This is a genomic window from Pseudomonas sp. Leaf15, from assembly GCF_001421425.1.
GTDB lineage: Bacteria > Pseudomonadota > Gammaproteobacteria > Pseudomonadales > Pseudomonadaceae > Aquipseudomonas > Aquipseudomonas salomonii.
The window spans coordinates 42,374-68,159 of the sequence record NZ_LMKI01000032.1; the positions used below are offsets into that span (position 1 = coordinate 42,374).

23 protein-coding genes and 1 pseudogene are annotated in these 25,786 nt (G+C 61.7%); 12 read left to right on the forward strand and 12 right to left on the reverse strand.

Features of this window, described 5'->3' with window-relative positions; translation table 11 throughout:
• The first annotated feature begins 19 nt into the window (after positions 1-19).
• The 4 genes from ASE80_RS19710 to ASE80_RS19725 are packed head-to-tail and all read left to right on the forward strand — an operon-like array spanning position 20 to position 2,801.
• A complete protein-coding gene (locus ASE80_RS19710; protein WP_056860710.1) occupies positions 20-901 on the forward strand; it encodes a type II secretion system F family protein in 882 nt (293 codons plus the stop codon).
• 1 nt (position 902) lies between these two features.
• On the forward strand, positions 903-1,796 hold the full coding sequence (locus tag ASE80_RS19715) for a type II secretion system F family protein (protein WP_082463657.1): 894 nt from the start codon (positions 903-905) through the stop codon (positions 1,794-1,796).
• Between the two features lie 10 nt (positions 1,797-1,806).
• The gene (locus ASE80_RS19720; RefSeq protein WP_056860437.1) at positions 1,807-2,529 is read left to right on the forward strand and encodes a tetratricopeptide repeat protein; all 723 of its coding nucleotides are present in this window, start codon (positions 1,807-1,809) and stop codon (positions 2,527-2,529) included.
• Between the two features lie 2 nt (positions 2,530-2,531).
• Complete coding sequence (locus ASE80_RS19725; protein ID WP_056860438.1) at positions 2,532-2,801, forward strand: DUF3613 domain-containing protein; 270 nt, start codon at positions 2,532-2,534, stop codon at positions 2,799-2,801.
• Positions 2,802-2,929: 128 nt separating this feature from the next.
• On the opposite strand, the gene ASE80_RS19730 is transcribed toward ASE80_RS19725, so the two are convergent.
• Positions 2,930-3,712, reverse strand: a complete 783-nt coding sequence (locus tag ASE80_RS19730) for a response regulator transcription factor (RefSeq protein ID WP_056860439.1) — start codon at positions 3,710-3,712, stop codon at positions 2,930-2,932.
• 126 nt (positions 3,713-3,838) lie between these two features.
• Entirely contained in the window at positions 3,839-4,312 is a 474-nt protein-coding gene (locus tag ASE80_RS19735) for a prepilin peptidase (RefSeq protein WP_056860440.1), read from the reverse strand.
• A gap of 72 nt (positions 4,313-4,384) precedes the next feature.
• Between ASE80_RS19735 and ASE80_RS19740 the strand changes: the two genes are divergently transcribed.
• Entirely contained in the window at positions 4,385-4,825 is a 441-nt protein-coding gene (locus tag ASE80_RS19740; protein ID WP_056860441.1) for a TadE/TadG family type IV pilus assembly protein, read from the forward strand.
• Complete coding sequence (locus ASE80_RS19745) at positions 4,822-7,551, forward strand: PAS domain-containing sensor histidine kinase (RefSeq protein WP_056860442.1); 2,730 nt, start codon at positions 4,822-4,824, stop codon at positions 7,549-7,551. Before ASE80_RS19740 ends, ASE80_RS19745 begins: the two co-directional genes overlap by 4 nt.
• Here ASE80_RS19745 and ASE80_RS19750 read toward each other — a convergent pair.
• The 5 genes from ASE80_RS19750 to ASE80_RS19770 form a co-directional block, all read right to left on the reverse strand.
• Complete coding sequence (locus tag ASE80_RS19750) at positions 7,548-9,524, reverse strand: pilus assembly protein TadG-related protein (RefSeq protein WP_056860443.1); 1,977 nt, start codon at positions 9,522-9,524, stop codon at positions 7,548-7,550. The two genes, ASE80_RS19745 and ASE80_RS19750, sit on opposite strands and share 4 nt — an antisense overlap.
• Positions 9,525-9,947: 423 nt before the next feature.
• A complete protein-coding gene (locus ASE80_RS19755) occupies positions 9,948-10,505 on the reverse strand; it encodes a DUF4136 domain-containing protein (RefSeq protein WP_056860444.1) in 558 nt (185 codons plus the stop codon).
• 45 nt (positions 10,506-10,550) lie between these two features.
• Entirely contained in the window at positions 10,551-11,153 is a 603-nt protein-coding gene (locus ASE80_RS19760) for a DUF4136 domain-containing protein (protein WP_056860445.1), read from the reverse strand.
• Between the two features lie 24 nt (positions 11,154-11,177).
• Positions 11,178-11,927, reverse strand: a complete 750-nt coding sequence (locus ASE80_RS19765) for a methyltransferase (RefSeq protein WP_056860446.1) — start codon at positions 11,925-11,927, stop codon at positions 11,178-11,180.
• Positions 11,920-12,228: a MazG-like family protein gene (locus tag ASE80_RS19770; protein WP_056860447.1), complete on the reverse strand. Its 309-nt coding sequence runs from the start codon at positions 12,226-12,228 to the stop codon at positions 11,920-11,922. Before ASE80_RS19770 ends, ASE80_RS19765 begins: the two co-directional genes overlap by 8 nt.
• Before the next feature lie 154 nt (positions 12,229-12,382).
• Here ASE80_RS19770 and ASE80_RS19775 point away from each other — a divergent pair, with 154 nt between their 5' ends.
• The 4 genes from ASE80_RS19775 to ASE80_RS19790 all read left to right on the forward strand — a co-directional run bounded on the left by ASE80_RS19775 (position 12,383) and on the right by ASE80_RS19790 (position 16,232).
• Complete coding sequence (locus tag ASE80_RS19775; protein WP_017136733.1) at positions 12,383-12,676, forward strand: hypothetical protein; 294 nt, start codon at positions 12,383-12,385, stop codon at positions 12,674-12,676.
• Between the two features lie 3 nt (positions 12,677-12,679).
• Entirely contained in the window at positions 12,680-14,032 is a 1,353-nt protein-coding gene (locus ASE80_RS19780) for an MATE family efflux transporter (RefSeq protein ID WP_056860448.1), read from the forward strand.
• Positions 14,033-14,152: 120 nt separating this feature from the next.
• Positions 14,153-15,685 (forward strand): M91 family zinc metallopeptidase, encoded by a 1,533-nt coding sequence (locus ASE80_RS19785; RefSeq protein ID WP_056860449.1) that lies wholly within the window; start codon positions 14,153-14,155, stop codon positions 15,683-15,685.
• 118 nt (positions 15,686-15,803) lie between these two features.
• The gene (locus tag ASE80_RS19790) at positions 15,804-16,232 is read left to right on the forward strand and encodes a hypothetical protein (protein WP_056860450.1); all 429 of its coding nucleotides are present in this window, start codon (positions 15,804-15,806) and stop codon (positions 16,230-16,232) included.
• Positions 16,233-16,240: 8 nt separating this feature from the next.
• Here ASE80_RS19790 and ASE80_RS19795 read toward each other — a convergent pair whose 3' ends face one another.
• The 5 genes from ASE80_RS19795 to ASE80_RS19815 all read right to left on the reverse strand — a co-directional run bounded on the left by ASE80_RS19795 (position 16,241) and on the right by ASE80_RS19815 (position 21,484).
• Complete coding sequence (locus tag ASE80_RS19795) at positions 16,241-17,104, reverse strand: alpha/beta hydrolase (protein ID WP_056860451.1); 864 nt, start codon at positions 17,102-17,104, stop codon at positions 16,241-16,243.
• Between the two features lie 181 nt (positions 17,105-17,285).
• On the reverse strand, positions 17,286-19,199 hold the full coding sequence (gene speA / locus ASE80_RS19800) for an arginine decarboxylase (RefSeq protein WP_056860452.1): 1,914 nt from the start codon (positions 19,197-19,199) through the stop codon (positions 17,286-17,288).
• A 213-nt stretch (positions 19,200-19,412) separates the two neighbouring features.
• Entirely contained in the window at positions 19,413-19,784 is a 372-nt protein-coding gene (locus ASE80_RS19805) for a translation initiation factor Sui1 (protein WP_012722004.1), read from the reverse strand.
• 183 nt (positions 19,785-19,967) lie between these two features.
• The gene (locus ASE80_RS19810) at positions 19,968-20,504 is read right to left on the reverse strand and encodes an NUDIX hydrolase (RefSeq protein ID WP_056860453.1); all 537 of its coding nucleotides are present in this window, start codon (positions 20,502-20,504) and stop codon (positions 19,968-19,970) included.
• A gap of 2 nt (positions 20,505-20,506) precedes the next feature.
• Positions 20,507-21,484 (reverse strand): DUF2333 family protein, encoded by a 978-nt coding sequence (locus ASE80_RS19815; protein ID WP_371850841.1) that lies wholly within the window; start codon positions 21,482-21,484, stop codon positions 20,507-20,509.
• Positions 21,485-21,873: 389 nt separating this feature from the next.
• On the opposite strand from ASE80_RS19815, the gene ASE80_RS19820 reads away from it, so the two are divergent.
• Both ASE80_RS19820 and ASE80_RS31935 read left to right on the forward strand, forming a co-directional pair.
• Complete coding sequence (locus ASE80_RS19820; RefSeq protein ID WP_056860454.1) at positions 21,874-23,544, forward strand: response regulator; 1,671 nt, start codon at positions 21,874-21,876, stop codon at positions 23,542-23,544.
• Between the two features lie 1,499 nt (positions 23,545-25,043).
• A pseudogene (locus ASE80_RS31935) lies at positions 25,044-25,559 on the forward strand (methyl-accepting chemotaxis protein); the annotation flags it as partial.
• Between the last annotated feature and the right edge of the window lie 227 nt (positions 25,560-25,786).

Consider the following 25,786-nt stretch of genomic DNA (forward strand, 5'->3'; position numbering starts at 1 on the left):
CCTTGAAAGGGACATGACCATGACCGGGGCCATTCTGCTACTCATCTGCCTGATCCTGATCGGCCTGTCGGTCCGCTCCTTTCAGAACGGCCTGCGCCGTGCCCAGACCGAACGGGTACTGAGCCGGCTCGCCGAGGGCCAGCCGCAGTCCGGCGAAGAAGCCAACCAGTGGAGTGGCGTGGAACGGATGTTCCTGCGCGCAGGCCTGGGCAAACCCACGGACAGCCTGGGCCTGTGGCTGGCGATCTGGGCCCTGGGCGTGGCGTTGGGGCTGCTGGTGGCCGGTTGGCTCGGGCTGCTGGTGATGCTGGTGCTGCCGCCGTTGCTGCTGCGCCTGTACATTGCCTGGCGCTACCAACGACGCATCAAGCGCATGATTGAACAGCTGCCGCAATTGCTCGACCACACCGTGCGCAGCCTCAAGGCCGGGCGCACCCTGGCCGACTCGGTGCTCGGCGGTATCGAGATCACCGAAGACCCGCTGAAACAGGCCATGGGCCGCATCCAGCGCAACGTGCAGTTGGGCGTCAGCCTGCCGGAGTCGACCCACGACTTTGCCGAGTTCTACGAGCGTGATGAGTTTCGTCTGTTTGCGCTGGGCTTGAAGATCAACCATCGCTATGGCGGCAACGCCAGCGAACTGCTGGAAAACCTGATCAAGATGATCCGCGAGCGCGAGCAGGCCGCCCGCCAGTTACGCGCCCTGACCGGCGAAACCCGCGTGACCGCCTACGTGCTCGGCGCCCTGCCGATTTCGATGATCGGCTACTTCCTGGCGGTGAACCCGGCTTATCTGATGACCATGTGGAATGACGGCACCGGGCGCATGCTGTTGTTCGTGGCACTCGGCATGCAACTGCTGGGCTGTTTCGCCTTGTGGCGCATGCTGCGGAGCGTATGAGATGGCTATCCCACTGCTGATCAGCGCCGTATTGCTCCTGGCCGCCCTGGCGCTGGTGCTGGCCAACCTGCTCAAACACCGGCGCGGCCAGCGCCTGGTCGCCCAGCGCTTGCAGGGCCAGATGGGCCGTGAACGCACGCTCAATACGTTGATGCGCCAATTGGGCAACAGCCCTATCGCGCAACGATCAGTCAGCCTGGACAATGAAACCCAGCTGCTGCTCAGCCGCGTCGGTTGGCGCCAGGCCAGCCAACGCTCGATGTTCGCCGCCCTGCAGGTCGGCACGCCGTTGTTGGCGCTGGGCATGGTGCTGGTGGGCCAGCAGCTGCTGTTTCCCCACACGGCCTCGCCGTGGCTGGCGCCCGCAATCGGTTTGGGCATCGGCTATCTGTTGCCCAAACGCATCCTGGCCAGGGCCGCCAAGGCCCGTCAGCAACGCATTTCCCGTGAGGTCTCGACCTTCATTCCGTTGCTGCGCATCCTCTTCGAGTCCGGCATGGCGGTGGAACAAGCGCTGCGCGTGCTGAGCATTGAAGCGCAGCGCCTGCTGCCGGACCTGACTTATGAACTGCGCCTGATCCTGACGCGTGTCGACTCCGGCCTGGAGCTGAGCGAAGAGCTGGGCAAGACCGCGCGAATGCTGGCCGTGGATGAATTCACTGACACCTGCACCATCCTCCAGCAACTGGTCCAGCAAGGCGGCGGCGCGATGAAATCGCTGCTGGCGCTCAAGCAATTGCTCGACGACCGCCGCCTCACACGCATTCAGGAATTCGTGTCGAAGATGTCGGCAAAGATGTCGGTGGTGATGATGGTGTTTCTGTTTCCCGCCCTGCTGATCGTGCTCGGGGGGCCGGCGTTCATCGGCATCTCCCGGGCCTTGAGCCACTTATGAGGACCGCCCGATGAAAGCCTTGATAGCCGGTTTGAGCCTGTTGCTGCTCGGGGGTTGCGCCACCAACGGCCAAACGCCGTGGGCGGCCCTGACGGCGGGCGGCAGTTGCCTCAAACCCGGGTCGGACCAGGAACTGGCGCTGAACCTGGCCGATGAAATGGCCGGCGACGGCAAGCTGCACGCCAGCCTGGCCAACCTGCAAAACCTGCCGGCCAACCTGCCCCAGGTACGCTTGCGCCAGGCCAAGGCGTATCGCCTGCTCGGACGCGCCGAAGCGCAGGGGCTTTATCAAAGCCTGATCGGCACCTGCATGGCGGCCGAAGGCGAGCACGGCCTGGGCCAATTGGCTTCGGCCAAGGGCGACAACAGCCAAGCCATGGCGCACCTGCAACGTGCGGCGCGGCTGGCGCCGACCGATGAAAAAATCCGCAATGACCTGGGCGTGGTGTATCTCAACCAACTGCGCCTGGAAGACGCGCGCTTCGAATTCATGACCGCTATGGAGCTCAAGCAGAGCGACCCGCTGGCGGCGATCAACCTGGTCACCCTGCTGATCTATCAGGACAATTGGAAGCAGGCCGCACAAGTGGCCAGCCAAATGAACCTGAGCCCCGAACAAGTCACCGACGCCCAGGCCCGCGCCGAGAAACTCAAGGGCGCCAGCCTTCCCGTCACCAAGGCCAAAGACCCAGTGGCGACCGTGAGTGATGCCGCCAGCACCCCGAGGAATTGATCATGAAAATGCCCTATCTCGCCAGCCTCGCCGTGCTGGCCTTGCCCCTCACGGTCATGGCCATTGAGCCCGGCCCGTCATCGCCGCAGCAGGCGGTGACCGAAAGCTGGCTGACCTTGCAATCCAGCGGGAAAGCCGCATCAAACACCCAGCAAAAAGCCTCCGCCGCCGAACGAGACCTGGCGACGCAACGCTTGCTGGAAAGCTACAAGCACCCGATTCCGGAGTACTTCGATCAGAAGGCAGGCGGGACAGTGAAGAGCGGTAACTGATAGGACCAGATAGCTGAAGTCGAACTCGGTCAACTGTGGGAGCGGGCTTGCCCGCGAATGCGGTGGGTCAGTGACAGATAAATTGACTGATCCACCGCTTTCGCGGGCAAGCCCACTCCCACAAGTGATCAGTGGGCAGTGACTCGCTGGCGCAGCGCCGAGTTACTGGGCGACAACGCCAGCGCCAACTGCGTGCGGTTATGCATGTGCGTCAGGCGCAGTACCTGGGACACATACAGCTTCACGGTGTTCTCGGTAATCCCCAACTCGCAGGCGATCTGGTAGTTGGTCTGCCCCTTGCCCACCAGTCGCGCAACATCCAGCTGACGCGGCGACAGCTGGTTGAAGATCGCCGGAATCTCCAGCGGCCCGGCCTCCTCGGCCGACACCTCGTCACCCTCATGCCCTGGCGGGCTGCGGCGTGCTTTGTCGAGGTCCTGGTACAGGTCGTTGATCGACTCGGAAAGAAATTGCAGCTTCTGGTTCAAGTGCCCCAGTTGCAGCTCTTTCTTACGCTCCTCCAACGCCGCTTCCTGACGCTGCAAGCCTTCGAGCAGTTCATCGAGATTGATCGGCTTCTGGTAGTAATCCGCGATGCCTGCGCGCAGCGCCTTGATCACATCCTGCTTGTCCGCGCGACCGGTCAACATGATCGCCTCAAAGGCGCGCTGCTTGCCCGCAACCTTCTGCAGGGCCTGGACCAACTCGATGCCGTCCATATCCGGCATATGCAGATCGCACAACACCAGGCCAATCTCGGCGTCTTCGGTAAAACGCTTCAAGGCCTGCTGGCTGGATTCACACGGGACGCAGCGGAAACCGCTGCTTTCAAGAAATTCACAGAGCTCTTCCACGATCAGCGGTTGATCGTCGACCACGAGCACTTTTACTGCAGAGGTAAGCTTGTTCACGCGCTACTCCATGCATAGCAAGCCAAAAGTTTGACTAATCCTTCACCACGAATTTTCCTGTACAGCCACGTATTAAACGTAGACGTACTTTCCAACTATGTACATAGCGTTAATACCCTCAGACGATTAATGGATCCAAAATTGGGTGGCGGCAAAACCCACCAGTAAAAACGGCGCAAACGGCAGTTTTCTTGACGGATCCGGCGCCAGATAACCCAGATGGTTTTTAACCCCTTGACCCATAAGCGGCCAAAGCCTTGGCGCGGCCAAAAGCCACAGCAGATTGGCGACGGCGGCGCCCACAAATGAACCCAGCAGGTAATCGGCATTGGAGGCCAGCGCCAGGGCCGCGAGCAGCTTTACATCACCGGCGCCCAGGCGGCCCAGGGCGTAACCGGGCAAGGTCAGCAGCAGCGCCAGAAAAAACGCCCACAGCCCCTGCCCGACACAAGCGCCAAGCCAGGTGTGGCCCGTCCACACGAGGTAGATCAGCGCCAGCAACGCCGCGCCCAGCGTCAGGCGATTGGCGAGCAAGCGCTGGCGAACGTCCTGCACGGCACACAGCCCCAACCACAACAGCACCACTGCGCTATGGATCACGTAAAAAACATCCCTTTTCGCCGATTGATTCTATGCTGATATCAAGTAGTAGCCGTCAGGGTAGACGCGGTGATGAAAACAAGCCTCCCCGAGAAGCAAAAAGGCACGGCAGCCATCGAGTTCATTGCCGTGTTCGTGATTTTTTTTGCCGTGTTCTACGGCACGGTCAGCTATAGCCTGCCGCTGCTGCTGATGCAGTCGTTCAACCAGGCCACCGCCGAAGCCGTGCGCTTGAGCGTTGGGCTGGACCCCAATATGCAAGGCTACCCCGCCGCCGTACAGGCCACTGCCAAAACGGCGGTCGCCAACCGTTTGGGGTGGATTCCCAACGCCTACAAATTCGACGCTTCCACCCAAGTCACCACCACCTTCACCAGCGGGCTGTTGAAGGTGCAGATCAACTACCCGTCGGCCAACCTCCAGGCGGTGCTGCCCTTTATTGTCCTGCCGGGCATCGGCACCGTGCCGCAACTGCCGACGACATTGCAGGCCCAGTCGAGCCTGCAGTTTTGACCTCGGGGGACACGTTGTTCGGGCGCCTGCTCGGTCGCAATGGCGCGCTGGAAATCGACCCGCCCGCGCCGCCGTCTGCCGGGCTGCACGTGCAGCTGGACAGCCAGGGCCGCGTGCTCGACCTCAGCGGCACGCTGCGCCCACAGTTGCCGCCACTGGTTAACTCGCCGCACTTGCAAGCGCTGCTGAGTGCCCATAGCGCCGTAACGGTCGAAGGCGTGCCCGCCGATTGGCAGCGCCACAGCCTCGACCTGGATTTCCACGGGATCGCCGGGCAAATCCTGCACACCCGCGGCACACTTCAACCCCACGACAATGGCTGGCTGCTGCACGCCGTAGACATTGGCGACTTGCTCGGCAGCCGGCAATTGGCCGAGCAGCGCGAACAGAACCACCAATTGACCAGCCGCGTCAGTGAGCAACTGCGCGTGTGCAGCCTCAGCCGCTTGCCCGAGGTGTTCAACGAACAGTTATGCAGTGTGGCGCAGCGCTGGCGCATCCCCTGCGTGGCCCTGGCCCTGCTCGATCAGGAAGACCAGGGCTGGGTGATTTACAGCCAGTACGCCAATCATGACGCGCCGCTGTTCTGGCACACCGGCCAGCGCCTGGGCACCTGCCTGGACAGCCTCAACGGCACCACGCCGCTGAGCCTGCAAGCCCCTTATGGGCGCGGCGAGCACCCGCGTTTGCACAGCATTTTCGGCAATGCCGATGGCTTCCTCGTGCCCTATCGCGACGGCCAAGGTGTCGCCGCTTGGCTGCTGTGCGGCGCCTACAGCGGCCAGCCACACAGCAACGACCGCGACTGGCTGAACCTCGCCGCCGCCCTCGCCGCGCCCTTGCTCAGCCGCTTGCGCGAACACCGCCACCATCAACAACTCGAACGCCAGGAAGCGTTGCAAGGCCTGTTGGGCACGGGCTGGTTTGAGTTGTTGCCCGCCAGCGACGAAATCCAGCTTGCCGCCCAATTGATGCGCAACCTCGACCCGGAAGACGGCCCGACCCGGCAACCCCTCGAGGCGTGGCTGAACCACATCCACCCGGCCGACCGCCAGGAGCTGCACAGCCGCCTGCGCGACCTGCAAACCCTCGGCAAACCCTTGCTCGCCAGCGTGCGCCTGAACCGTAGCGACGGCGCCACGCCGACCTGGTATCGCGTGCAGGGCCAGGTGCTGGGCGCCGGTGAACAGCGGCGCTGGGTCGGGTTTATGCTCGACATCAGCGACATCCAGAACCAGCAACTGCAAGCCGACGCCGCCCGCGCCCGCCTGGACAACCTGATCGCCAGCTCACCGGCGGTGATCTATGTGCAGCGCTATATGAATGGCGCGCTGCAGCCGGTGTTTTTCAGTCACAGTCTGCTGCCCCTGCTCGGTCGCACCCTCGCCGATTGCACCCATGACAGTCTGGTGCAATGGGTACACCCGGACGACCGCGACCTGTACTTCCAGCGCACCCGCCAACTGCTGCGTGAAGGCAGCGTGCGCAGCCGTTACCGCGTGCAAGACACCCACGGGGATTACCACTGGCTGCTCGACGAAGCCAAGCTGCTGCGCGACGACCTGGGCGTGCCGGTGGAAGCCGTCGGCCTGTGGCTGGATGTGACCGAGGCGACCCTGGCCGCCCAGCAGGTCAAGGACAGTGAGGAGCGCTACCGCATCCTCGTCGAAGACTCCCCGGCGATGATCTGCCGCTATCGCCCGGACCTGACCCTGACCTTCGGCAACACGCCGCTGGCCAATTACCTGGAGTGCCCGCCTGCGCAGTTGCGCGGGGTGAACCTGGGTGAATGGCTGTCGACCGAACAGCGCGAAGCGTTTGTGCAGCGCATCCAGCAGTTGACGCCGGAGTTCCCGGTGAGCACGGCGGAAATCAGCCTGCAATTGCCCGGCCGCGAACATGCCTGGTGGGTGTGGTCGGACCGAGGCGTCTTCGATGAGCACGGCGCCCTGGTCGAAGTGCAGGCCGTGGGCCGCGACAACACCGAAGTGCGGCGCTCCCAGCAGCAACTCACGCAAAGCGCAAAAATGGCCACCCTCGGCGAAATGGCCACCGGCCTGGCCCATGAGATCAACCAGCCGCTGAACGTGATGCGCATGGCCATCGTCAATGTGCTCAAGCGCCTGAGCAATGGCGATGTGCAGATCGACTACCTGACCGAAAAACTCCAGCGCATCGACGCCCAGGTGCAGCGTGCGGCGCGGGTGGTCGACCATATGCGCGTGTTCGGCCGCCGCTCGGAGGTCGAGCAGCAACCTTTCGACCCGGCGCAGGCGCTGGAGGGCACCTTGTCGTTGCTCAGTGAAGGCCTGCGTGGCAAAGGTGTCGAAGTGCGCCTGACCCAGGCGGATATCCCGGTGCAGGTCAAAGGCTACGTCGACCAGCTGGAGCAAGTGCTGATCAACCTGATGGTCAACGCCCGCGATGCGCTGTTGAGCCAACGCGAGAAGAACCCCGAACTGCGCCCCTGGATCGCCCTGCACACCGAACACGACAGCCGCCACGTGCGCATCTGGGTCGAAGACAACGGCGGCGGCATCGACCCGCGCTTGCTGGAGCGCATCTTCGAGCCGTTTTTTACCACCAAGCCCATTGGCGTGGGCACCGGGTTGGGCTTGTCGGTGAGTTACGGCATCGTCGAGAACATGGGCGGGCGCCTGAGCGTCAGCAACGGCGAACACGGCGCACGTTTCTGTGTGGAGCTGCCCAGGGCCATCGACGTTTAAATCACCAGGTAGGCCTCGCCGGTCTGGCCACAGGTGAGGTTGGCGCCGACGTTCACATTCACCAGGCTGATGCCCAGCATGCTCAGCAGGTTGTTGAGGATCGGGTTGAGCAGCGGGCCGAGCAGGCCATCCACCACCGGCGTGACAATGGCGCTGACACCACCGAGCAACGCTGTGACCGTAGGCGCCAGAATGCCCAACGGGCTTGCTCCGGACGGTTGGTAGGCCGTGATGCCCACGCCATTGAGCGTGCTTGAAAGGCTGCTCACCACATTGGTGGCGGGCGTCGCGGCCTTGTAGGTCGGTGTAAGCCCCACATTCGGTGGTGTGGCAAATGGCGTGGTACTGGAGAACACCAGGGTTTGATTGCTCTGCGCAATCGGACTCACCACCTTGATCGCGATGCCCCCACCGGCAAACGGCACGCGCGGGTCACAGCTGCCGATGCCAAGAATCTTGTGGCAGGTCTTGGTGCCAATATCGATCAGGGGTAACGGCGCTACCGTCATCGGTAAGGTGGTGGAAAACGCATTGGTGATACTGCCCACGTTCAACGACGCCAGCGAGGTGGTGGTGTACGCCGTCAGGCTCTTGGTGCCCGCGTTGCCGGTGGGGCAGCTGTAGGCGGTGACGTAACTGCTCGCGGCGCCGGCGTCCAGCACGACGTTAATCGGCAGGTTGCCGGGCAACACCAGCAAATCCGCCTGCTGGCAACCGGCGCCCAGCAAACACAAGGCCGAGTTGATCGTGCTCACCAGGTTCAGGTGCAGCAGGCTGCCGAGCACCGGCGTCAGTGGCCCCAACAAGTCGTTGACCGCGGTGTTCAACCCCGACAATGCACTTAATACCGGCAAGCTCACGGTCACTTCAGTACGCACTTGGGCGGTACGCACGTAAATTTGATTAGGCCCTGTAGGGTTGGCCGCCGCCAGCACCGGGTTGCCGATCGCCGATAACTGCGGCGGTTCGATCACTTTGACCTGGGTGGTGATATTGGCCAGCCCCAGCAGGCTCACGGGCAACGTCGCCGCCACCGCGCTTTTGCTGTTGGACAGTTGCACCACGCCCTGGATCAATTGAAACACCTGCAAATTGGCATTCAGCGCTGCAGCAGTGGTGCCCGTCTGCAATTGCAGGATCTGCCCGACGGTCAACGGCGTCTGGTTGATCGCGGCGACCTGCAAGCTGCCCAGGGCGGTGATCACATCCGCCGTGGCACCGTTGGCGGTCAGCACGGTGACCGCAGCCTGGATCAACTGCGCGGCGGTGACGTTGGTATTGAGCAGCTGGGTGTAGTTACCGGCGGCCACGTTGAGGTTGATCGCCAGTTGGTTGAGGTAGCTGAGCAGGTTGATATCGGTAGTAAGCAAACCATTCCACCCGGCGAGCGTCAGGTTGACGTTACCGCCGAGCAAGCCACTGAACAGCGGGTTCAAAAGGCTCGCACTCGCCGAGTTGACGCTGGCCAGGTTGCTGTTGAGGGTCAGTTGGGCCGAAGGCGGCGTGGGCACCGCTGCCACGGCGCTCGCGGTCAATACGGTATTGAGGCTCACCGGGTTGCCGGAGAACAACGCCCACACCCCGGCGGCCACGCTGGTGGTCACGGTTTTGCTCACCACCACTTGAATCGCCGATGACACCGCAGGGTTGGCACTGAATATGCGCCGGCCCGACGCGGCGGTGGTCACGTTGCCACATTGGGTCACCAGGGTATTGCCGCTGCCCACCACAAAATGATTGCGCGCCACGCTCTGCCCGGCAAACGCCGCCGCGCTCAAACCGCTCAGGCACGTGCCGCTGCGACTCACCGCCTCCAGCGCCGCCGTGTCCGCCACGCCTTGCAGCTTGCGCTTCTCCAGGTACAGGCGGCCGCTGTCGATCATCAGCAATGTAAAGGCCAGCACCACCGCCAACACGCCGGCGGCCATCAGGCCGATTGCGCCACGTTGCCTGGAACCAAGTCGGGGAGACATCGAGCACTCCTGTGCCGGCGAGTTGCCGAGCGCTTACTCTCCTGGGATGCAATTGAGTGTAGACAAGGGCTGAAGGTGGTGAAGATCAAAAATGTGGGAGCGGGCTTGCCCGCGATGTCCATCGATATCTACACAACCGGTTAGTGGCAAGTGGGCTGTTGTGGCGAGCAGGCTTGCCCTGCGTTGGGTCGCGAAGCGGCCCCGGTAAAGGCACTGCAGTTTTCCTGAAAGAACTCAGCGTCCGGGTTTGGGGCTGCTTCGCAGCCCAACGCAGGACAAGCCTGCTCGCCACAGGAGAAATTGGCTGCCTTCAAACGTTGTGTAGATACCTGTGCCGCGATGAGGGCGTGTCAGCCACCCTATTCACCACTGACCCACCGCAATCGCGGGCAAGCCCGCTCCCACAGGGTTTTGCGCTGGTCTTTAGTGCGGTGGGTAGTTGGAGAGGATCCTGGTCACCGTGCTGCGAATCGCATCACTGCGATCCTGCGGGTTCGGCGTGCTGGCCATCATCTGCTCGTCGCTGCCACGCCACACCAGTTTGCCGTCCTTGCCGTCGAGCAGGTCGATCTGGATGGTCGCCACTTTGTAGGTGATGTTGCGCGTTTCGTTGTACATCGGCCCGCCCCAGTAGCCATTCCACGGGCCGCCCCAGGCGCCGCCGTAGTTGGTGGTGACTTGTTGCTGGCGGTCTTCGACGATCAGGTAGGCCTGCACATTCAGGTCGGCCCTGGTGCCTGCGGCGGCGGGGCGCAGGCCGCGCTGGTCGAGTTGCTCACCCACGGCCTGGCGGATGCGTTGCTCGGTGAGGTCGCTCTTGATCCGTGGATCATCCGGGCGGTATTGCAGCGCCGGGTCTTTCCAGGCCCAGTTGCGGTAGGCGCCAAAATCGCGGCTGGCATCAAAGTCGTGGTTGACCTGGCTGGTCTGGCAGCCACTCAACAAAACCACCACAGCAAGAGCAGCAAGGCGACGAAACATGGGGGTTCTCCAAAAGACGGAATAAGCCTGAGATGAGAATAGCGGCTAACTGGGTGGATAAGCGCTCATCGCCTTCTGCATCGCTTCGCGCAATGCATCAGCGCGTTCGCTCAGGCTGCCCTGGCTGGTGGTTTCGGCGCTGGTGCTCCATACCGGCTGACGCGTGCGGGCATCGAACAGGCTCACGCGCGCCACTGCCACCGTCACCTCATAGGTGCGTACCACCGGCACCGAGTTGTACATGCCGTAGCCATTGCCATAGCGGTTATAGCCGCCGTAGCCGTAGCCATAGTCGCCCTGCACCTGGCGCAGGCGTTTTTCCAGGCGCACATCGGCGGTCACCAGCAGGTCGGGAGCGCGGTTGTCATGCAAGGGGCGCAAGCCGCGCTGGTCGAGGGCCCCGCTGACCGCTTCGGCGATTTGCGCCGAATCGGCCCAGGCCGTGCCCGCGGGCAGTTGGCCGTTGAGCCAGCCCCAACTGCGGTAGGCACCATAGTCGCGCACCGGCGCCGGGTAGGCGCTGGCATCAAAGGTATTCGCCGCCTGGGCCGGAGCCGGCGGCATTGGGGCCGAGGCGGCCACGTAGGGGTTGGGCGTGGAGCAAGCGCTCAAGCCCAGCGATAACAGGAGTAAACAGAGACGACGCATTTCGACCTCCGCAGACTGGGCCGCTTAAACCGGACGGCAGACCCAGTGCAAATAACGCCCAAGCCCGGCGAAGCTTGGGTGACGACGGTGAGCGAGTTCCATCTCCAACAAATCCTGCAGATCGGCGCGGGCCTGGAATTCCACCGGCATGTAGTCGTGGAACACCCGCACGCCACTGTGGCTTTCGACCTGCCAAAGCCCTTCGAGTTGCGCCGCCAGTTCCCGTGGGTCGAGCGGTTGTTGCGGGGTAAGGCTTTGCTTCTCGCCGGCCATGTCGTTCTTGCGCATTTTGCGGAAATGGCCTTTGAGCAGGTTGCGGTAAATCAGCGCATCACGGTTGTAGAACGCCAGCGACAGCCAGCCGCCGGGCACCGTGAGCTGGTGCAGCACCGGCAGAATCGCGTGAGGTTCGGCCAGCCATTCGAGCACGGCGTGGCACAACACCAGGTCGTAGGGTTCAGTGAGCTGGCCGAGCAATTCCTGCCAGGGCGCGTGGATAAAGGTCGCGGTCTGCCCCGCCTCGGCAAAGCGTTGACGGGCGCCTTCAAGCATCGGTTCGGCGGGTTCGGCCAGGGTCACGTGATGACCCCGCTCGGCCAGCCACAGCGACATATGCCCCAGGCCGGCGCCGATATCCAGCACGCGCAGCGGGCGCTCGGGCAAGGCTTCAGTCAGGTCGGACTGCAACACCGCCAGGCGAATCGCGCCTTTGGCGCCACCGTAGATCTTCTCGGCAAAGCGCGTGGCCAACTGGTCAAAGTGACGGTCACTCATGGGCAAACCGCCGTTCACTGTCGGCCAGTTTGGCGCGTACCACTTCGTTCATGTCCAGGCCCAGCTCACTGCACAGCAACAGCAGGTACAGCACGATATCGCCGACTTCCTGCCCGGCGTGGGCGAGTGTGTCGGCCGGCAGTTGGCGCGACTGGTCTTCGGTCAGCCACTGGAAGATTTCCACCAGCTCGGACATTTCCACACTGGCGGCCATGGCCAGGTTTTTTGGGCTGTGGAAGCGCTTCCAGTCGTTGGTATCGCGAATACGGTGCAAGCGTTCGGTGAGGTGTTCGAGGTTCATGCGGGGGCTCCTGAAGGTGTATAGCTTCGGGCGGATGCCGGGCGAAGGCAAGTGAATCCCTGTAACGCATCAACCTCTATGCTAAAAGGGAACTCGCTTGGTGTAATAACGACCAAAGGCTCAGCGACGCCCCTCTCTTCATCAGGACACACACATGCAGGTAGAAAGCTTTTTCGAATGGTTGGGCCAGGCACTGGGTTCCGTCATCCGCTTTATCGTCGACGGGCTCAGCGGGTTGTTCGGCGCCTTGACCCATGCAGGCGGCAACTTTATTGAAGGCCTGTCGCGCACATTGGGCATGGACACCTCGATCATCAGCATCGCCGCCCTGATCATCGGGTTGATGTTGCTGTACTCGGCGGTGCGTGCGTTTATGCGGGCGTCGATCATTATGGGGATTATCTGGTTGATGCTGGGGCTGTGGTTGCTCAGTTGGGTTGTGCATTAATACTTGAAAACACTCACCCTGCTGACTGATTGGCGCGACCGCCCCACCCATCGCCGCGTCTGGGCATTGGCAGCGCCGATGATTTTGTCGAACATCTCGGTGCCGCTGGTGGCCCTGGTGGACAGCATGGTCATCGGCCACCTGCCCCACGCCCATCAACTCGGCGCTGTGGCCGTGGGCGCCAGCCTGTATACCTTCCTGGCCTGGGCCATGGGCTTTCTGCGCATGGGTTCTACCGGGTTTGCCGCACAAGCCGCCGGGCGCGGGGATGGCGCGGCGCTCAGGCAAATCCTGCTGCAAGGTTTGCTGCTGGCGCTGGGGCTGGCGATGCTGCTGGGCACGGTGGGCATTCCGCTGAGCCATCTGGCCCTGGAGTGGATGCAGCCCTCGCCCGAGCTGAACCAGCTGACTCGCGATTTTTTCCACACGCGTTTGTTCGGCCTGCCCGCCGCGCTGGCCAGCTACGCCTTGGTGGGCTGGTTCCTCGGCACGCAAAATGCCCGCGCACCACTGGCTATCCTGCTGACCACCAACCTGGTCAACATCGCCTTGAACCTGTGGTTTGTACTCGGCCTGGATTGGGGTGTGGTCGGCTCCGCACGCGCCTCCATTATCGCCGAATGGACCGGCGCCCTGCTTGGCCTGGCCCTCACGCAAAAAGCCCTGCGTGCGTATCCCGGGCATATCGCCTGGGCGGCATTAAAGCAGTGGCAAAGCTGGCGCCCACTGCTGGCGGTGAACCGCGATATCTTTATCCGCAGCCTGGCGCTGCAATCGGTGTTTTTCATGATAACGGTGCAAGGTGCCCGACTGGGCGATGCCACCGTGGCGGCCAATGCGCTGTTGCTCAACGGCCTGCTGTTGACCGCCCACGCCCTCGACGGTTTGGCCCACGCAGTGGAAGCGCTGTGCGGGCACGCCATCGGTGCGCATGACCGCCAGGCGTTGCGCCGCTCGCTGGTGGTTGCCTGTGGCTGGTCATTGATTGCCAGTGTGGGGTTCGCGCTGCTGTTCACCTTCGCCGGGCACCTGTTTATCGCCATGCAAACCGACATCCCGAGCGTGCGTGAAACCGCCGATACTTACCTGCCCTACCTGGCGGTGCTGCCGTTGATTGCGGTGTGGAGCTACCTGCTGGACGGCCTGTTCATCGGCGCCACTCGTGCCCGGGAGATGCGCAATGGCATGCTGTTGACGGTGGTGATATTGCTGCCGTTCGCGTGGTTGTTACAGGGCTACGGCAACCACGGGCTATGGATAACCTTCCTGCTGTTCATGGCCCTGCGCAGCCTGACACTGTGGGCCATTGCCTGGCGCCTGAACAAACAGGACCGCTGGCTCGGCGCCCGACCGTGAAGAGCGGCCGGGTTACGGCGTAAGAAAAACTCACAACTCCTCACGGAGCCTTTCCAAGGGCTGCAACCACCCAAGGCCGCCTGGCGCATCCTCGCGTGCCAGATGGAAACAGGAGCTTCCGTGAACACACAACCTTCCCGCATTCCCCTCGGCGCATCCGACGCTCCGACATTGGCACCCCAGCCTGAAGCCCCCAGCCCGCCGGCACCCACGCCTGACCTTGGCCAACAGACACACACCTTGTTCAACGACGCCAATGTACTGATCAAGCGTGAAGTGGAAACCTGGCAAGACAGCGCCGGCAACTACCACTCAGCCAGCATGACCCACATCGTCACCGGCGATCAGGCAGACCGCGTAAAGATAACAGTCCATGACAGCAGGACATTGAAGGCAACCATCAATGGGAAAACCTACCCCTTCCCAATGCCCGAAAACACAGACCTGCACATGATTAATATTGAAACTCAGGGCGGAAATGACACGGTGGTCATTGGTCCTGGCGTCAAGACGGCTGTTCGGATCATGACGGGCGACGGCAAAGACCGGGTCAAAACCGGCGCCGGCTATGCACGGGTCGATGGCGGCAGTGGCAACGATTCCATTCGTTTAGGCAGCGGCGGCGGCATCGCCCTGGGTGGCGACGGCAATGATCGGATGCACGCAGGCGCAGGCAATGCCGTGCTGAGCGGCGGCAAAGGCAATGATGTGCTGCGCGCAGGCAATAGCGCCAACCGCCGGCTGGTTTATTTGAACGGCGACCAGGGCAATGACCAGTTGCACGCAGGGGGAGGCATCAACGTTCTAAATGGAGGCCGCGGTGACGATAGGCTGAAGGGCGCGGCTAACACCACGTTTTACGCCGGAGCGGGCCATGACGTGATTCAGTCCATGAGCAAAAAAGATCGAATTTACGCCAAAGCGTCCGACGAGATTCATCACACTGGACTTTCAAAAGTCACCCATATGGAGGTCAGGGACGTCGGTAGAAAAGGGCTGGAGATAGCAGGCACACCCGAGTTCATCGACGCTGTGCAAGACGTTCTCGACCAGCTTCGGGGTTCGCCTGTCGGCCAGCGGGTGCTTGAGCAGATGGACGATTTCGTAGACGCCATAAGGTCTCCCGTCACCCTGCGCGAATCTGCCGACATGAGCGGCAGTTACTACTACTTCCGCAACGCCTATAGCGACCGGCCTTCCAGTGGGCAATCTTCAGGGTTTCAAGATAAACCCGAATTGGGCTACATCAAAAATGAGGTCGCCGGCTCAGTCGCCACTCACGCCGAAATAGAGCTTCAAACGTTTCACTTCGGCCAACAGCTGTCGACCACGCCGCTGCTTGCACTCCAGCATGAGTTGGCCCATGCCTTCAATGGCGCCACCGGCACCTACCAACCCGGAAACCAACAGGCTTTTGGCCCCGATGGAAACCCCATTGAGCGCTACGGTCAGCCGGTTTTCGTCAATAACGTCGAGTACCAAGCGCTCGGCCTCGCCATTGAGGATGGGGAACTGTTCGATTACGACAACAATCCGCTCACCCGGCCAACCACCCTCAACCCGTTGCCCTTCACCGAAAATGCGCTACGCCAGGAAATGGGCGTTCCGTTGCGTGATCGCTACCTGGGGGATGAGGCGCCCCGCGCAGTTTGATGAAAACTGTCAGTTCTCACAGGTTACAACCCTGATTTTCCGGCGTTGAATGGAGATCGCCCCTGAAGAGCCTTCAGCTTCAGGACGCGACCACCTTTCAACTCAAGGAAGAACCCCCATGAGCAACAACACCTATTGGATTATCGGCGCGTTGATAGTGGTCGTATTGATAGCTGTCGCGGTCCTTCGTAAGCCCAGGAAGAAAAAGGCCAACCCCCCAACCGAAACCATCGCCGAACCGCCTGTTCAGGTTCCGCCAGTCACTGCGGACACGGGCGAATGGACGCTCAAACTGGATAACGATCCGTCAGCACTCCCCACGCAGCCCGTCATCCCGGCAGGCGTGGAGATTGTGAATCAAACGAACTTTCACATCGTCGTGACACGACTAGGCATAACAACGACGGTCCCCCCACAGGGTCGAACACTGATGGAGAATGACGATGGCTGGACAGTCAGCCCTTCAGCGCAAAACACGCTGCAGTCAGTCGCGCTGGAGAAAAACAGCCCCGAAAGCTCGGCCAAGTGCACCCTGATAGTCCGGTAAAGCCAGCCTCACTGGCCTGCAGTGGAGCGGATAAACGCCGTGACCTGATCCAGCACTGGCGCCAGCCAGCGCAATGGCTTGGCAATGGACGCCACCAATGTCGCGTGGCTGGTTCTGGTGAAGTAGAACGCCTCGACCGGCACACCCGCTTCGAGCAGTTTCTTCGCCAGCCCGCCCGTGTTGCGCTTGGGGTTGACCAGCGTGTCGCTCACCGAGGCAATCAACAGGCTCGGCGGTGCGCCATGGCTGACGTGGTTGATGGGCTGGGAGTCGGGCGGTGAGTCCGGAAAGAAAAACACCGGGCGCACATCGCGGTTTTCAATCGGCAGGAAGTCATAGGGCCCGGCCAGGCCGATCCAGCCCTTGAGCATCGAGGGTGACAGCTTGACCTCATTCAGCCAACGCGCATCCAGTGCCAGCATCGAGGCGTTATAGGCGCCGGAGCTATGGCCCATCAGGTAGAGCTGCTTGGGGTCGGCGCCGTACTCGGCGATGTGTTGGTGAGTCCAGGCCACCGCTTGGGCGCCGTCCTGGAGAAAAGCGGGGTAACGCACTTGCGGGTAGAGCCGGTAGTCCGCGATCACTACCACAATGCCGCGTGAAGCCAGGGCTTCGCCGACAAAACCGTAATCATCCTTGGAGCCGCTGTTCCAGCTGCCGCCGTAGAAAAACACCACCACCGGGGCGTTGGGCAAGGCGGTGACGGGGCGATAGATATCGAGCTGCTGACGCGGGTCAGGGCCGTAGGCAATGGATGAGGTTTTGGTGAACGTGCTGGAGGGGGTGAGTGCGTTGAGCACTTTGATCGGGGAGCAGGCAGACAGAAAAGCGGCGACTGCCAGGGTTAACGCTTGCAGCCATTTGCTCGACATCGTTCAGACCTCACACAGAAGGTACGACCAAACGAAAATCCAAATGTGGGAGCTGGCTTGCCTGCGATAGCGGTGTATCAGCCCTGAATGTGCTGACTGATACACCGCTATCGCGAGCAAGCCCGCTCCCACACTGGATCTCTGTCACTTTGAGATCTTTGTCAGCCTGGGAGCAGTGTACTTACGAGGACAGGTAGGACGAACGCGTCAGGCCAAGACGCAACGCATCCAGGAACTGCGTACGCTCGCTGGCACTGATCTTCGCGCTGGCGCACTTGTCACGGTAGTGCGTCATCAACTCCTCCGGCGACAAGTGCACATAGCGCAGCATGTCTTCGATGGTGTCGTGGGTCTCGATCCCGGCGCTGTACACCGAACCGTCTTCACGCTGGTAGATGTTCACCGAGTCGGTGTCACCGAACAGGTTGTGCATGTCACCGAGAATTTCTTGATACGCGCCGACCAGGAAGATGCCCAGCAAATAATCTTCGCCTTCGTTCAAACCGTGCACCGGCAGGCTGGTCTCGATGCTCTGCTCGTCGACGTATTGCTTGATCTTGCCGTCGGAGTCGCAGGTCAGGTCTTGCAGCACGGCGCGGCGCAGCGGCTCTTCGTCGAGACGGTGCAGCGGCAGAATCGGCAGCACCTGGCCGATCGCCCAGGTGTCCGGCAGGCTCTGGAACACCGAGAAGTTGCAGATGTACTTGTCGGCCAGCTTGTCGTTGAGCTCATCCAGCACTTGGCGATGCGAGCGCTGGCGGGCTTTGAGCGAGTTGTGCAGGCGGCGGCACACAGCGAAGTAGCACTGTTCGGCCAGGGCTTTTTCCGCCAGGGTCAGCTTGCCGTCGGCGTACTGGGTGGCCACATCGCTCATGTAGTGAGTGGCGCGCCAGTATGTCTCGGTGACCATTTCGATGTCGGTCGGGCCCAGCAGGTCGACCAGCCACTGCACGGTTTCCGGCAGGCTTTCCTTGTTCTCGATCTGCGGGATTTCGTCGTTGTGTTTTTCAACGTCGGTGACTTGCACCACCAGCATGGCGTGGTGGGCGGTCAGGGAACGGCCGCTTTCGGAGAAGATGTGCGGGTGCGGCAGGCTCTGCGCGTCGCAGAATTCCTTGAGCATGCCCACGACCACACCGGCGTAATCGTCCATGTCGTAGTTGATCGAACTGGCGTTACGCGAGTGCGTGCCGTCGTAGTCCACGCCCAGGCCACCGCCCACGTCGATGTGGTCGACCGGCAGGCCGAGGTTGCGCAGTTCGCCGTAGTAACGAATGGCTTCCTTGAAACCGTGCTGGTAGTCGGCCAGGTTGGCGATCTGCGAACCCATATGAAAGTGCAGCAGGCGGATGCCCTGGTCCAGGCCGGCAGCGCGGAAGCGCTCGACCACCGACAGCAATTGCGCCGCCGACAAACCGAACTTGGACTTCTCGCCACCGGTGTCCGCCCATTTGCTCGACGCCAGCGACGACAAACGCACACGCAGGCCAACCTGCGGCTTGACCTTGAGGCTCGCAGCCTCTTCGATCACCAGGCCGACTTCGGATTCTTTCTCGATCACGATAAATACATTGTGGCCGAGCTTCTGGCCCATCAGCGCGAGGCGGATGAACTCACGGTCCTTGTAACCGTTGCAGACGATGGTGCCGCCCTTCGGCGCCAGGGCCAGCACGGCCAACAGCTCAGGCTTGGAGCCGGCTTCCAGGCCGATCGACACGTTCTGGGTGGCGATGATGTTCTCGATCACCGCTTCCTGCTGGTTCACCTTGATCGGGTACAGCGCGGTGTACTTGCTCTGGTATTCCAGGCGCTCGATGTTGGAATCGAACGCGCCGGTCAGTTGGCGTACACGGTCTTGCAGGATGTCGGGGAAACGCACCAGCAGCGGCAAGGACAGGCCGCTTTTGCGCAGCTCGTCGACTTGCTCGTACAGATCAACCGGTGTGCTGTTCGGGCCGTTCGGACGGACTTCAACGCGACCGGCATCATTGATCGCGAAATACCCGGCCCCCCAATGGCGAATCCCATAAACACTGCGGCTGTCCGCAACTGTCCATTGGCTGCCATCGTCTTTGCGTGTGCGTCGTACGGACATCGAAGTCCCCTATATAAAGTCGAAGATCACCACACCCTTCTTGCAAGGCTGGCGAAGTCTAAAGAATGAAAATGACGATTTGCCTGTAAGGAAGGTAGACCCCACTCGCAGGGCAGAGTTTAGACACCGGTCAGGAACAGGCTCTGTGAAAACCATGGAGACGACCGTTCGCGTTCAGCAAAGCGGTCATCGGGGTGGGTTTCACAGAGGCGGCTAGCCGCCGGATTTCTTCGCCTTGTAACCCAGCTTGATCAGCTCGGCCAACAGCAACTCGACGTGATCGCCCTGGATCTCGATGACGCCGTCTTTCAACGCGCCACCGGTGCCACAGCGCTTTTTCAGCGTGGTAGCGAGTTCCTTCAGGGCTTCTTCGGCCAGGGGCACGCCGGTGATGGTGGTCACCGTCTTGCCGCCACGGCCCTTGCTCTCGCGTCGTACGCGGGCAATACCGTCGCCTTCAGGGATCAGGGTCTGTTTGCAGGTACACGAATCCACGGGCTGACGACAGTCCGGGCAGTGTCGACCTGCATCGGTGGAAAATACCAGGCCACCAAGGGCGGCGAAGGATGCGGCTTTTTTGGCCACCGGCAATCCTCTTGGGAGGACAAAGACTGATCGGTATTCGCTAAGGCAACTTACCGACCGCGAAGCCCCACTCAGGCAGGGGCAGCGCTACCGAAACGCCAAGGCGGTTCGGGTGAAAAGGCGCGCAGTGTAACGGCAAAAAGCCCGATTGCTAAGGGCCAAATAGCGCCAATTTATGCAACTTTAGCGACGTGAGGCCAGATAGCGCCGCAGGCCCTCTTGAGCATCCGGGCAGTAAGGCTTCAGTTCAGCTTCCTGCAGGACCGTTTCAAGGGGCAGAAACCGCGCTTCCATGACCTCTTCGGGCTGCAGGCGCAACGGGCCGTCCCACACTGCCGAGTAAGATGTGCACCACAACCGGCTATCGCCGTCCTCAAAGTAAAAATGGTCATGCTCGACCAATTCCACACCGCCAACCCCGAGTTCTTCTTCCAGCTCACGGGCAGCCGAAACCACGTAGCTCTCGCCCGCCGCCACCATGCCACCCGCCGCCGTGTCCCAAAAACCGGGATACAGGGCTTTGCTCAGGGTGCGTCGGTGCACACACAGCTCACCGGCGGTGTTGAACAGAAAGATAAAGGTGCACCGGCCGATCAGGCCGCGCTGGCGCAGGTCGGACCTGACGAAGTGACCGAGCAGGTTGTCCTGCTCGTCGACCCAGCAGATCAGCTCAGCGTCGGAGGCCGCGCGATGCGCGGCCTCCTTTTGAGTAGCGTCCATCATCACCCCTGGTTGAGGAGCTGACGCAAATCTATAACTGCAGCGTTTGCCCGGGAAATATAGTTGGCCATGACCAACGAGTGGTTGGCGAGGACGCCAAAGCCACTGCCATTAAGAATCATAGGACTCCAAACCGGTTCCTGCGAGGCTTCCAGCTCGCGAATGATCTGACGCACGCTGACGGTGGCGTTTTTCTTGGCCAGCACGTCGGCGAAGTCGACTTCAATCGCGCGCAGCAAGTGCGACAAGGCCCACGCCTGGCCACGGGCTTCGTAGAACACGTTGTCGATCTGCATCCATGGGGTTTCCACCACTTCTTCATCGACCTGCGGCACTTCACCCGGCGCCAGGGCTTCAGTTTTCAGTGCGGTGTTCAATTTTACCCGGCCTACGCTGGCCGACAGGCGTTGCGACAACGAACCCAGGCGCGTGGCGACATCGCCCAGCCAGTTGTTCAGGTTGTCGGCGCGGGCATAGAACAGCGCGCCCCTCTGGTTCGGGTCGGACAGGCGCGCTTCGTAGCGGCTCAGGGAGTTGATGCCTTCCTGGTATTCCGACTCGCTGGACGGCAGCACCCAGCTCTTGTTGTCGAAGTTAAAGCGCGGTTCAGCCTTGGCCAAATCCGCGTCTTCAGCCGACTGCGACTGCGAACGGGCAAAGTCTTTACGCAGCGCGCGGGTCAGGTCGCGCACCTGCACCAGCACGCCGTATTCCCAGCTCGGCATGTTGTCCATCCACAGGCCTGGCGGGAAACGGTCGTTGGAAATGTAGCCACCGGGCTTGTTCAGCAAGGTGCCGACCACGGTCTTGAGGGTTTCGACGGTGGTGTAGCCAATCACCATCTGCTTGCCTTCCTTCTCGGCGGCAAGCTGGGCGTTTTGCTGGACCGGGAACAGCGCCGGCTCTTCGCTCCAGTACCAACCCAGGCCGCCGGTGACCAACAGGTACAAGGCCAGCACGCTGAGCAGCGCTTTGCTCATCAGCAGGTTGCGAAAGTAGCCGCGTTGGGTCGACTTTGGCTCAGGGGCGGGGCCTTTGGCACTGCCTGCACGGTTTTTCCAGTCCAGCATGGCGATATCCTTTCAATCACTTGAGTTCATGCACGTCAATTGTCCGGGTGCGGTCAAACACTCCGACCACAACCCTACCCCATCGTGCCCACCGGCGCGGGGCTTTTAACCGAAAGTGGCAGGTGGGAGGCGTTCGACTATAAAGGATGCACGCTTTTTACGCAGCGCGACCATTGAGTCGATAAATGAATGCCCGAGACTTGTACTTAATTGACGTATGACACTCATGCAACAGAAAAGAGGTGCTAGCATAGAGCCATCAGTCGCCCTCAGCATGCACCCTCACTAGTAGTCAGGATATGACCGAGCCAGAAGACCCCAGCCGTGAGCGTCTCAAGCACCATTTTGCCCAGCGGGTAATTCACCAGGCACGTCAAATTCTTGAGATCTGGCAACGCCTGCAACGCAGCGAATGGTCGAACACCGATTTGTCCGAACTCAGCGAAGCCAACCTGCGCCTGCTGCGCTTTGCCGAGCGTTTCGAACAGCCGGAACACGGCCATCTGGCGCGACACATTGGCGAATCGCTCAAGGCGGTGGACGAAAATCGTGGCCGCTTGAGCAGTCAGGTCATCACCGAACTCAACCGCCTGATGCAACGCCTGTCCCGCACCGGCCTGCGCCAGGGCGACCAGTTGGAACAAACCTTCCTGCCGCCGATGCGCAAGCCCATCTATGTGATGCTTGCCGATCACGACCGCGCCGAACGCCTGGCCAAGCAGCTGGAATTCTTTGGCATGAGCGCCCAGTCCCTGGACAGTGTGGCGGCGTTTCGCGCCTCCCTGGCCGAGCGCCTGCCGTCAGCGATTGTGATGGATGTGGACTTCTGCGGTGCGGGCCTGGGCCTCAAGCTGGCCGCCGAAGCCCAGGAAGGCCTCGAGCAAAAGCTGCCGCTGCTGTTTTTCAGCCTGCACGAAACCGACACGCCAACGCGCCTGGCCGCCGTGCGCGCCGGTGGCCAGGAGTTCCTCACCGGCACCCTGGAAGCGTCGAGCCTCTTGGAAAAGATCGAAGTGCTGACCTGCGTCGCGCAGTACGAACCCTATAAAGTGCTGATCATCGATGATTCGCGGGCCCAGGCGCTGCACACCGAGCGCCTGCTCAACAGCGCGGGCATCGTCACGCGCACCCTGATCGAACCGATCCAGGCCATGGCCGAACTGGCGGATTTCCAGCCGGACCTGATCATTCTCGACATGTATATGCCCGCCTGCACCGGTACCGAACTGGCCAAGGTGATCCGCCACAACGACAGGTACGTCAGTGTGCCGATCATCTACCTGTCGGCCGAAGACGACCTGGATAAACAGCTGGACGCCATGAGCGAAGGCGGCGACGACTTCCTCACCAAGCCGATCAAACCGCGCCACCTGATCACCACCGTGCGCAATCGTGCGGCGCGAGCGCGCAACCTCAAGGCGCGGATGGTGCGCGACAGCCTGACCGGGTTGTACAACCACACTCACATCCTGCAATTGCTCGAAGACTGCAGCTTCCGCGCCCGCCGCGAGAACAAGCCGCTGAGCTTTGCGATGCTCGACATCGACCACTTCAAACGCGTGAATGACAGCCACGGCCACCCCATGGGCGACCGCGTGATCAAGAGCCTGGCGCTGTTTCTCAAGCAGCGCCTGCGCAAGACCGACTACATCGGCCGCTACGGCGGCGAAGAGTTCGCCATCGTGATGCCCGACACCGACCTGGAATCGGCCTGCAAGGTGCTGGACGAAATCCGTGGGCGCTTTGCCGAAATTCACTACCCGGCCCAGCCGCAGGATTTGTGGTGCACCTTCAGCGCCGGGCTGGTGGAGCTGTGCGACGATTCCGACAGCCTGATGATGGCCGCCCAGGCCGATGAGGCGCTATACCGCGCCAAGAACGCAGGACGCAACCGCGTGCAAGCCGCTCGCGCATCAAAGCAAAGTGCCATCTTTTCACCGGAATCCACCGAATCCGTCATAACTTTGTAATGGAAACGCAATAACTTCAGGCACTTATCTTTTGCTGTCGGTTGAAACCACGCATGCGCCTGAAGCTGCTGACCAATCTCAATACCCTTCTGCTGGTGGCCGTGTGCCTGGCCCTTGGGGCCACGCTTTGGTGGTCGCAACGCGCACTGGAACGGCCGTATCTGCTGATGGAACGCTACCTGGGCCTGTCGCAGACCTTTCAGAACCAGGCCGCGCGCAACATTGACGACTATCTGGGCAGCGGCGATGCCCTGCGTTTGAGCAGCGCCAGTCAAAGCCTGGAAAGCCTGTTGCAGCATCTGGACGAGTTGCCGCAAGAACTTGCGCAGAACCTGCGCCCCAGCCTGGTGGATCTGGATACCTTCAGCAAAACCGAGCTGCTCGCCGCCGGCAAACTGGCGGGCGACCCGCAAGCCCTGTTGCTGCAAGCCGAACGTGAGCTGGGCGCGAACCTGGAGCAACTGAGCCAATACGCCACGGGCGTCAACGCACCGGACGCCGCTCGCTACCTGCCGCCCTTGCTGGCTGCGTCCCAGCACCTGGGCAAACTGTCCCTGGCCCGCGACAAGCTGGTCAGCAGCGGGCGCGCGGAGTTGGCCGATGACGTGGAACGCGAAGTCGCCAGTATCCGTACCCAGGCCGACCTGTTGGCGGCGTTGCCATTGCTGGGCGTCAAGGCCAGCAGCGAATCCGGCGCCGATGATTTTTCCGCCATGATGGGCCTGGAAAACACCACGAAAACCGAAACCCAGGACACTGGCGTCGACCTCAAGCGCGAGCTCAACAGCCTGTTGACCCGCTACCCCGCCGAACTCCAGCGTACCCGCGGGCAAATCCAGCAGCGCACCGCACTGGCCGCCGCTACCCATTTGAAAATCGCCGCCGTGCAGCAGGCCATCTCCGGCCTGGAGCCGGTAGTGCGTGCCCAACACGCCAGAATCCAGGGTGAAGTTCGCCTGCTGCAAGGCGTGATGATCGGCCTGATCCTGCTGATTGCCCTGCTGATCGACACCCTGCAACGGCGCCTGGCGCGGGTGCTGACCAACCTGGCGCCAGCCCTGTCGACCTGGGCCGAAGGTGATTTCAGCCAGCCGATTGCGTTGGGCAAGACCAACCGCGAACTGCACGATATTGAAGCCTCGCTGAACCGCCTGCGCGCGTATCTGGTGGACCTGGTGGGCACCATTCGCGGGAATGCCGAAGAAGTCGCCGGTAGCAGTCGCGCCCTGGCCGAGCTGAGCAGTGGCTTGCATGATGGCGCGCAGCGCCAAGCGGGTGATACCGCACAGATCCGCGACTCTTTGGGCGAGCTGGAAGCCACCATCCAGCAAGTGGCCGGCGACGCCAGCCAGGCTGCGGGTGCCAGCCGCAGTGCAGGCCTGGCCGTGGAACAGGGCCAACGGGTGATCGGCCTGAGCCTCACCGGCTTGCATGCGCTGGTGGGTGAAGTGCAGCAAAACGCGCAGATAATCGAAAAACTCGCGGAAGAATCCGCCACCATCGGCGGCGTGCTCACCGTGATTCGCTCGATTGCCGACCAGACCAACCTGCTGGCCCTCAACGCCGCCATTGAGGCTGCGCGCGCCGGGGAAGCCGGGCGTGGGTTTGCTGTGGTGGCTGACGAAGTGCGCACCCTGGCCCAACGCACGGCGGGCGCCACTGCTGAAATCCAGGGTTTGATCACCGGCCTGCAAAGCGCCGCCCATCAGTCGGTGCAGGGTATGCGCGCCCAGGTCGAACACGCCGAGGCCACCGCCCAGCAGGCCCAGGCGGCCGACGGCGCGCTGGATGAAATCGTCGGGGCGATCCAGACCATCTCCGACACTGCCGTGCGCATCGCCGATGTGACCGCGCAGCAGAGTGGCGCCGTCAGTGAGATTCGTGACAACAGCGAGCGGATTCACCAGCTGGGCGAGGATAATCTGCTGCGCATTGGCCAAGGACGTAGCCAGGGTGAGCATTTGCTGGAACTGGGTGGGCAACTGAACACTGCCGTGCAGGCGTTTCGCGTCTAATGCGATCGAGATCGTGCCCACGCTCTGCGTGGTCATGCATCCTGTGACGCTCCGCGTCACGACTTCAGAGCGGGACGCGGAGCGTCCGGGGCGGCATTCCCACGCGGAGCGTGGGAACGATCAATCACTGACCAAATCCAGCCTCACAGTCACAAATTTTGCGCAATCATCGCTAATCGTGCCGCCTACTGCATAGAACTGGACAGTCACAAAGGCTTTGCGGCATA

Excerpts from the sequence above, each read along its gene's own strand:
- ASE80_RS19720 (WP_056860437.1), top strand. The coding sequence starts at position 1,807 with ATGAAAGCCTTGATAGCCGGTTTGAGCCTGTTGCTGCTCGGGGGTTGC.
- ASE80_RS19765 (WP_056860446.1), bottom strand. The coding sequence starts at position 11,927 with ATGAGTGACCGTCACTTTGACCAGTTGGCCACGCGCTTTGCCGAGAAG.
- ASE80_RS19795 (WP_056860451.1), bottom strand. The coding sequence starts at position 17,104 with ATGTCGAGCAAATGGCTGCAAGCGTTAACCCTGGCAGTCGCCGCTTTT.
- speA (WP_056860452.1), bottom strand. The coding sequence starts at position 19,199 with ATGTCCGTACGACGCACACGCAAAGACGATGGCAGCCAATGGACAGTT.
- ASE80_RS19715 (WP_082463657.1), top strand. The coding sequence starts at position 903 with ATGGCTATCCCACTGCTGATCAGCGCCGTATTGCTCCTGGCCGCCCTG.
- ASE80_RS19725 (WP_056860438.1), top strand. The coding sequence starts at position 2,532 with ATGAAAATGCCCTATCTCGCCAGCCTCGCCGTGCTGGCCTTGCCCCTC.
- ASE80_RS19775 (WP_017136733.1), top strand. The coding sequence starts at position 12,383 with ATGCAGGTAGAAAGCTTTTTCGAATGGTTGGGCCAGGCACTGGGTTCC.
- ASE80_RS19750 (WP_056860443.1), bottom strand. The coding sequence starts at position 9,524 with ATGTCTCCCCGACTTGGTTCCAGGCAACGTGGCGCAATCGGCCTGATG.
- ASE80_RS19810 (WP_056860453.1), bottom strand. The coding sequence starts at position 20,504 with ATGGACGCTACTCAAAAGGAGGCCGCGCATCGCGCGGCCTCCGACGCT.
- ASE80_RS19820 (WP_056860454.1), top strand. The coding sequence starts at position 21,874 with ATGACCGAGCCAGAAGACCCCAGCCGTGAGCGTCTCAAGCACCATTTT.
- ASE80_RS19710 (WP_056860710.1), top strand. The coding sequence starts at position 20 with ATGACCGGGGCCATTCTGCTACTCATCTGCCTGATCCTGATCGGCCTG.
- ASE80_RS19770 (WP_056860447.1), bottom strand. The coding sequence starts at position 12,228 with ATGAACCTCGAACACCTCACCGAACGCTTGCACCGTATTCGCGATACC.
- ASE80_RS19790 (WP_056860450.1), top strand. The coding sequence starts at position 15,804 with ATGAGCAACAACACCTATTGGATTATCGGCGCGTTGATAGTGGTCGTA.
- ASE80_RS19740 (WP_056860441.1), top strand. The coding sequence starts at position 4,385 with ATGAAAACAAGCCTCCCCGAGAAGCAAAAAGGCACGGCAGCCATCGAG.
- ASE80_RS19760 (WP_056860445.1), bottom strand. The coding sequence starts at position 11,153 with ATGCGTCGTCTCTGTTTACTCCTGTTATCGCTGGGCTTGAGCGCTTGC.
- ASE80_RS19815 (WP_371850841.1), bottom strand. The coding sequence starts at position 21,484 with ATGAGCAAAGCGCTGCTCAGCGTGCTGGCCTTGTACCTGTTGGTCACC.
- ASE80_RS19755 (WP_056860444.1), bottom strand. The coding sequence starts at position 10,505 with ATGTTTCGTCGCCTTGCTGCTCTTGCTGTGGTGGTTTTGTTGAGTGGC.